Source organism: Hallella mizrahii, from assembly GCF_009695775.1.
GTDB lineage: Bacteria > Bacteroidota > Bacteroidia > Bacteroidales > Bacteroidaceae > Prevotella > Prevotella mizrahii.
The window spans coordinates 1-7,512 of sequence record NZ_VUNG01000074.1 but is presented as its reverse complement, the minus strand read 5'-3'; the positions used below and the strand labels follow the sequence as shown (position 1 = coordinate 7,512).

Annotated in this window: 6 protein-coding genes; all 6 read left to right on the top strand. The window is 41.2% G+C overall.

Annotated elements, in window-relative coordinates:
- Positions 1-967: 967 nt before the first annotated feature.
- Complete coding sequence (locus FYJ73_RS15310) at positions 968-1,174, top strand: helix-turn-helix transcriptional regulator (RefSeq protein WP_154535609.1); 207 nt, start codon at positions 968-970, stop codon at positions 1,172-1,174.
- A gap of 67 nt (positions 1,175-1,241) precedes the next feature.
- Positions 1,242-3,602, top strand: a complete 2,361-nt coding sequence (gene hsdR / locus FYJ73_RS15305; RefSeq protein ID WP_154535608.1) for an EcoAI/FtnUII family type I restriction enzme subunit R — start codon at positions 1,242-1,244, stop codon at positions 3,600-3,602.
- 14 nt (positions 3,603-3,616) lie between these two features.
- Positions 3,617-5,128 (top strand): class I SAM-dependent DNA methyltransferase, encoded by a 1,512-nt coding sequence (locus tag FYJ73_RS15300; RefSeq protein ID WP_154535607.1) that lies wholly within the window; start codon positions 3,617-3,619, stop codon positions 5,126-5,128.
- Positions 5,129-5,202: 74 nt separating this feature from the next.
- Positions 5,203-6,360, top strand: a complete 1,158-nt coding sequence (locus FYJ73_RS15295) for a PDDEXK nuclease domain-containing protein (protein ID WP_154535606.1) — start codon at positions 5,203-5,205, stop codon at positions 6,358-6,360.
- A 10-nt stretch (positions 6,361-6,370) separates the two neighbouring features.
- Complete coding sequence (locus FYJ73_RS15290; RefSeq protein ID WP_235899417.1) at positions 6,371-6,844, top strand: hypothetical protein; 474 nt, start codon at positions 6,371-6,373, stop codon at positions 6,842-6,844.
- A gap of 15 nt (positions 6,845-6,859) precedes the next feature.
- Positions 6,860-7,512, top strand: a 653-nt coding sequence (locus FYJ73_RS15285; protein ID WP_206081810.1) for a restriction endonuclease subunit S, incomplete at its 3' end; no start/stop codon positions are given.

The window sequence follows — 7,512 nt, the reverse complement described above, 5'->3', positions numbered from 1 at the left end:
GGGATTGACATCCCAGTCGGGTGTGAACCGGGATACAAGTCGAAAAAGGTAGGGAGAAAAAGAGGAAGGCCAAAGAAAAACGAGTCGTAGTAGGTTATCGCTACAAACTAATTGAAAATTCAGAATATTCAGCAAAAGATCACAGAGCCACAGAGAATCAGAGATGAACACCTTATTATATATAGCGTTCACGAAGATGACTTCGCCGTACTGAGTCCATGGAGCCAGCATCCCGCAAGGCTTCTGTGCCTTCCCGCATGATTCATAAACATAAAGCTCTGTTATCTGGAACATTGAATTGCCACGAATTGACCACGAATTACTCACAAATTATATTTATGATAACTTCGTGGTCAATTCGTGGACATTTGTGTGAAAGGCAAGAAGCCTTCTGTGTGAACAAAAATTCTACGTACCCGATCATCGTTCTGACTTTAAACGCTCCAGCTTCGATGAAGCGTTTAACTTTCAAGACCACGCATGCGTCCTGCAATGAAAAGCTCACACCGAGACAATTGTCGGATAAACCGACAAAAAACGGGCCACGAGAAGGCGCCCGTTGAAAATAAAAGTGGAGTTGGCCGTAATTTCTCGATTTTTGAGCTACTTTATAAACATCTAATAATCAACATCTTACGAAATACCCGTTTTTACAATATCGTCAAACTACCTTTCTGACCAAAAATTCTCTAGAGAATTTTTCTATAAAATTACGCTAAAATCTGCTGAATAGCTTAAAATGAGCTATTTATGAGTCTTTCACCTCAATAGAGGTAATGATTTGGCAACAGTCCCAATTTCTGCAATATGCATACGTTTGCTGTCAAACAACTCTTCTCCGCTGCAAAGGTACAATAACTACATGAAATAACAATCATTATATTGGAATATATTTACATAAAATAGCTTAATTTATAATGGTTATCGCAAAATTTAATGTATATTTGTAGCAAAATTCGGTGAATTTATGAAACTAAACAAGATAAAAGAAGTCTTAGATAGCAAGGGTATTTCACAAACCTGGCTGGCAAAACAGTTAGGCAAGAGCTTTAGCACGGTTAATTGCTATGCTCGGAATAAATATCAACCCGATTTAGAGACACTTCTTGAAATCTCAAAGATTTTAGAAGTTGACCTCAAGGATTTGATTACGGACGAGAACGAAAGAGTGTAATGAACTCGTAGTTTCCTGTCTTAGTAAATATGTTGTAGAACTTCTGATAATAAAATATTAGTTGAATATGGGCATAAGCAAAGATTTAACAGAAGAGGATGTCAAGTTCCGCTATATCAACGAGGCCATTACAAGCAAAGGATGGTCAAAGGATAGCATTTTTATGGAACAGAAGGTTAAATTTACTGACGGTAAAATTAGTCTTCATGGCAATCTTGTGCATAGAGAGAAACCTAAGTTTGCCGACTATGTGCTTTATGCAAACAAGGCAACACCCTTAGCCATTGTAGAGGCAAAGGATGCTAATCATTCTGTTTCTCATGGATTGCAACAAGCTATGACTTATGCCCAAATGCTTGATGTTAAGTTTGCATATAGTTCTAATGGGGAGGGATTTGCCGAACATGACTTCTTAACAGGGAAAGAATGCACTTTTGCCATGGATGAGTTTCCGACAAAAGAAGAACTTATCAAAAGATATAAAAGCGAGGCTAACGGTGGAAATGGACTTAATGAGCAAGAATTGGCTGTCATTAAGCAACCGTTCTGCACTGGTCAGAATATATTTCCTCCACGATATTATCAGCGCAATGCCGTAAATCGTACTGTCAATGCTATAGCAAAAGGACAAAATCGTGTCCTTCTTGTCATGGCAACTGGTACAGGCAAGACATACACTGCTTTTCAGATTGTATGGCGTTTGCTTCATAGTGAATTGAAAAAGAAAGTGTTATATCTTGCTGACCGCAACATATTGGTTGACCAATCCATACAACAGGACTTCAAGCCGCTAAACAAGGTAACACACAAGATTGACTACTCCAAAGATAAGAATCACTTGGAGGAATTGAAATCTTATCAAGTGTTTTTTGCGCTATACCAGCAGTTGATTGGACAGAATGATGCCAAGAATTATCAAGAGCTGTTCCCTAATCCCGACTACTTCGACCTTGTTATCGTTGATGAGTGTCATAGAGGTAGCGCAAAGGATGATAGCAACTGGCGAAACATCTTGGAATATTTTTCTTCAGCTACTCATATCGGTATGACTGCTACGCCAAAGGAAACGAAGTATCAGTCAAGTATTGGCTACTTTGGCGAGCCAGTCTATACTTATAGTCTTAAAAATGGAATAGAGGATGGTTTTCTCGCTCCTTTCAAGGTAATCAACATTACAACAAACATCGGTGACGAATGGAGACCGACAAAGGGGCAAAAGGACATCTACGGTAACGAGATAGAAGACCGCATCTATAATAATAGCGACTATGATTATAACATTGTTATAGAAGACCGCATAAGGGAAGTTGCGCAGGAGATAACCAACTATCTGAAAAGTACAGATCGAATGGCTAAGACCATAGTGTTTTGTGCTGATGAAACTCATGCGGAACGTATGCGAATGGCTTTGGCTAATGCCAATGCTGATATGTGCAAGAAAAATCCCGACTATGTGGTTCGTATAACAGGTAGTGATGAATACGGGAAAAGTAAATTAGATTACTTTATTTCTGTTTCTTCTAAATATCCTGTCATAGCAACAACAAGTAAGTTGCTTTCAACTGGCGTTGATTGCAAAATGACAAAACTAATTGTGCTTGACCAACAAATCGGCTCTATGACAGAGTTCAAGCAGATTATCGGTCGTGGCACTCGTCTTCGTGAGAAAGAAGGAAAGACATATTTCACTGTAATGGACTTCCGCAACGTGACACGATTGTTCGCAGACCCAGATTGGGACGGACCGATTGAGATAGACCCTAATTATCCACCCAAGCAGAAAGAGCCTAAGCCGTATGTACTTCCAGAAGACAATGAACCTAAAGTTGTGACAGAACCAGATCCCGAACCACGTCCAAAGCCAATAGTAGCCAAGGATGGTTGTCAAGTTATGGTTATCAACAAGGTTGTTTCAGTCTATGACACAAACGGCAAGTTGCTTCGCACGGAAAGCATTACGGACTATACAAAGAAAAGTATCATAGACACATACGCTACGATAGACACATTTACTTCCAAGTGGCAAGAAACCAAGAAGAAGTCAGATATTGCTGAAATGCTTAAAGACAGTGGCATTGATCTTGCAGCATTGAAGCACGACCAAGACATGGACGATGTGGACGATTTCGATTTCATCTGTCATATAGCCTATGGAAAGAAAACACTTACACGGCATGAGCGTGCCGAGCAGGTGAAGAAACGAGACATATTCAGCAAGTATGGTGAACAGGCACGACTTGTGCTTGAAGCCTTGTTGGATAAGTACACCAAGGAAGGTGTGTCAGAATTGGAAAGTCTTACTGTGCTTGAAAATGACCCTTTCCGCAAATTGGGTTCCAAAGCAAACATCGTGAAGTTCTTCGGTGGTAAGCAAGGCTATCTTGATGCCGTGAAAGAACTGGAACAATACATATATAATATAGCATAAAATAGCAACAAAATATGAGTTTATCAAATTTCGTAAAACGGATACGCAATATAATGCGCAATGATGCCGGTATCAACGGTGATGCGCAACGCATAGAACAAATGGCGTGGATGCTGTTCTTGAAAGTCTATGACGAGAAAGAGAATGATTGGGAGTTGGACGATGATGACTACAAGTCTATTATTCCAGAAGAATGCCGTTGGCGTAACTGGGCGCATGACGATGGAAGCGGTAATGCCTTGACTGGTGATGAGCTGCTTTCGTTTGTCAACAACACATTGTTTGTGAAACTCAAAAACATAGAGGTAACACCAACAACCCCTATCCGTCAGGCGATTGTAAAAACCACATTTGAGGATGCCAACCAATATATGAAAGATGGAGTTCAACTTCGTCAAGTGCTGAATGTGATTGACGGTTTGAACCTTGGTGACTATGAGGAAAGTCATGCTTTCGGTGAGATATACGAGTCAATCCTCAAAGAAATGCAGTCGGCAGGTTCCTCTGGTGAGTTCTACACCCCAAGAGCCTTAACCGAATTTATGGCAGAGATAGTCAATCCGCAGATTGGTGAGAAAATGGCAGACTTCGCTTGTGGTACAGGAGGTTTCATCACAAGTTGGTTGGGTGAATTGGACAAGAAGGTAAAGACTGCTGAAGACCGCAAAGAGTACAATCAGTCTGTATTTGGCATAGAAAAGAAACAATTCCCGTATATGCTATGTGTGACAAACCTGTTGCTGCATGGTATTGACACGCCATTGGTATATCACGACAACTCGCTTACAAAAGATGTACTCAACTATACAGACGAAGACAAGTTTGATGTTGTGTTGATGAACCCACCATACGGTGGAAACGAGAAGTCGGATGTCAAGTCACACTTCCCTTCTGATATGCGCAGTAGCGAGACTGCTGACTTGTTCATAGTTCTCATCATGTACCGACTGAAGAAGAATGGTCGTGCAGCGGTCATTGTCCCAGACGGTTTCCTGTTTGGAGCGGACAATACAAAGATAGCCATCAAGACCAAGCTGCTCAGGGATTTCAACTTGCATACCATTATCCGTTTGCCTGGCAGTATCTTTGCACCTTACACTTCGATTGCTACGAACATTTTGTTCTTCGATAATACCTGTGCGGAGGGTGCTCCAGAAGGTTATTCTACAAAGGAAACGTGGTTCTATCGTTTGGATATGCCAAAGGGGTACAAGCATTTCTCCAAGACAAAGCCCATGAAGTCGGAACATTGCGACCCAATCCGTGAGTGGTGGAACGACCGTAAGGAGATTATCATTGCCGATGGAGATGAGAAATCTCGTTGCTATTCGGTTGAAGACCTTATCGCCACCGATTGCAACTTCGACTTGTGCAAATTCCCGAAAGAGGATGAAGAAATCTTGCCTCCTGCCGAACTGCTTGCCGACTATTTCAAGAAGCGCAAGGCTCTTGATCATGAAATTGATAAGACATTGGCGGAGATACAGCGTATCTTGGGGATAAATGTGAATGTGGACGAATTGTAAAATGTGAGACGGTGTCCCACAAATTATAAAAAAGTGAGACGCTGTCTCACAAATTCAGAAAAGGATTGGATAATATGGGAAAATCTGCATTAACAAACATAACAGAAAAGCTGACTCAACCTGAGAAAAACTTTGTCTCTGACTTGAAGCATTTAGCCGGTGAAGCACGTCGGCAAGCCTATCGCAGTGCAGACAATCTATTGGTGGTCCGCAACTGGCTTATCGGTTGGCGTATCGTGACACAGGAACAAAATGGAAAGGAACGTGCGAAATATGGCAAACATGTCTTAAAATTGGCCTCCCAAACCCTTACAGAAGAATACGGCAGGGGGTTCGGACTGACAAGCATAAAGAACATGCGCTCTTTTTACCTGATGTTCAGCAAATTACAAATTGGTCAAGCATTGCTTGACCAATTCAAACTCACAGACGAACCAATTCGTCAAGCACCGCTTGACGAATCTACGATACCATTTTATCCTAACCTATCATGGCTTCACTATGAGCGCTTACTGCGTGTAAAAGATGCGGATGCAAGGTTGTGGTATTTGAAGGAGGCGGCTCGTGAGCAATGGGATTACCGTACCTTGCAGCGTAATATCTCCTCACAATACTATTACCGATTATTGCAAACCCCTGAGCATCTGCGCAAAGAGGTAAGTGACGAGATGCGTTCGCTGACTTCAGATTTCGCAAACGACAAACTCTCTTATCTCAAGAATCCCGTGATAGCAGAGTTCTTAGGATTACCACAGAACCCTGCCTATAGTGAATCGAAACTGGAAACTGCCATTATTGACCATCTGCAGACTTTCATCATGGAGTTGGGCAAAGGCTATGCGTTTGTGGCTCGCCAACAGCATATCAAGACGGACATGGGCGATTTCTATATCGACCTTGTATTTTACAACATCATCCTAAAGTCCTATCTCATTATTGATTTAAAGACTACGCAGATAACTCATCAGGATGTGGGACAGATGGATATGTACGTCAGAATGTATGACGAGTTGAAGAAAGAGGAAGGCAATAATCCTACTATCGGTTTGGTTCTGTGTTCTGACACTAGCAAAGACCTTGCACGTTATTCCATATTGAAAGACAGCAAGCAGCTCTTTGCCGCTAAGTATCTTACTTATCTTCCTACAGAAGAAGAGTTGAGCCGAGAAATCCGTGAGCAGAAAGAGTTTTTTGAATTACAAAAGGGAAAAGAGGTAGAAGATGAAGATTAGATTGACATGTATGCTTGTAGTTTTGCTCTGTTGCTTTGTTAGCCAGGCACAAACTGTTGGCTACTACTACAAGCCATTGGCAGCAGAGGGCTGCAGCATGAAATATAGTGTCACAAGACAGGATTCCGTTTACTATATCATTGCCACAGTGAAATCGGACAGATTGACTTTCTTGAAAGAGTCAACAATGCTCATCAAGAATTTTGACGGCGAAGTGATAAAGCTACAAGGCTCACTAATTAGCAATGGCTCAGAATCGGCAGGTGTACTAATAGGCAACATCGTTTATCCCGAAACGGAAATCAGTTCTACGGCTCAATTCAAAATCACGCCAGAACAGTTTGAGAAGATAAAGGACGGCATTGCAAAGGTGCGCTTGTCAACAATTCCGATTGAGCATGAGCGTACTTTCAGTAAAGATAAAATAGGCAAGAAACTTTATCAGTTCTTCTTGAAGCAAAAGAATAAGGACAATGATTTCTAACGATAAAAAATTACAATGAACGGAAAGCAATTAAAGAATAGCATATTACAATGGGCGATACAGGGGAAACTTGTACCGCAGGATCCTAATGACGAACCTGCAAGCGTTTTGCTTGATAAGATTCGCCAAGAGAAAGAACGCTTGATTAAGGAGAAGAAAATCAAGCGTGACAAGAACGCATCTATTATTTACCGTGGTGAGGATAATTCCTATTATGAGAAGATACTTGCTACGGGAGAGGTGAAATGCATCGATGAGGAGATTCCGTTTGAAGTGCCTAAGGGGTGGGAATGGTGCAGATTAGTTGAAGTTGGAAAAACAGAAACAGGTACAACACCATCCAAATCACATCCTGAATACTTTGGTGATTATATTCCATTTTTAGGTCCTGCAAACATACTAAATTCCAAAATTGTAAGTGTAACACAGGGATTGTCAGATATTGGAGTTGATTATGGGCGTGTTGTACCAAAGAATACTATTTTACAAGTCTGCATTGGAGGTTCTATTGGTAAATGCGCCATAACAGACAAGCCTGTTACTTTCCTGTTTTCCACGTTAATAGCCGTTAACGGCCGTAAATCATTAAAAATCAATAAAGTGACACTTTGTATTTGGATTTTTGGGTGGCGCAAGCTATCTTTGCATCATGTTCGTACACAAGAAAC

Coding starts and splice junctions, on each gene's coding strand:
- FYJ73_RS15310 (WP_154535609.1), top strand. CDS start 968: ATGAAACTAAACAAGATAAAAGAAGTCTTAGATAGCAAGGGTATTTCA.
- hsdR (WP_154535608.1), top strand. CDS start 1,242: ATGGGCATAAGCAAAGATTTAACAGAAGAGGATGTCAAGTTCCGCTAT.
- FYJ73_RS15300 (WP_154535607.1), top strand. CDS start 3,617: ATGAGTTTATCAAATTTCGTAAAACGGATACGCAATATAATGCGCAAT.
- FYJ73_RS15295 (WP_154535606.1), top strand. CDS start 5,203: ATGGGAAAATCTGCATTAACAAACATAACAGAAAAGCTGACTCAACCT.
- FYJ73_RS15290 (WP_235899417.1), top strand. CDS start 6,371: ATGCTTGTAGTTTTGCTCTGTTGCTTTGTTAGCCAGGCACAAACTGTT.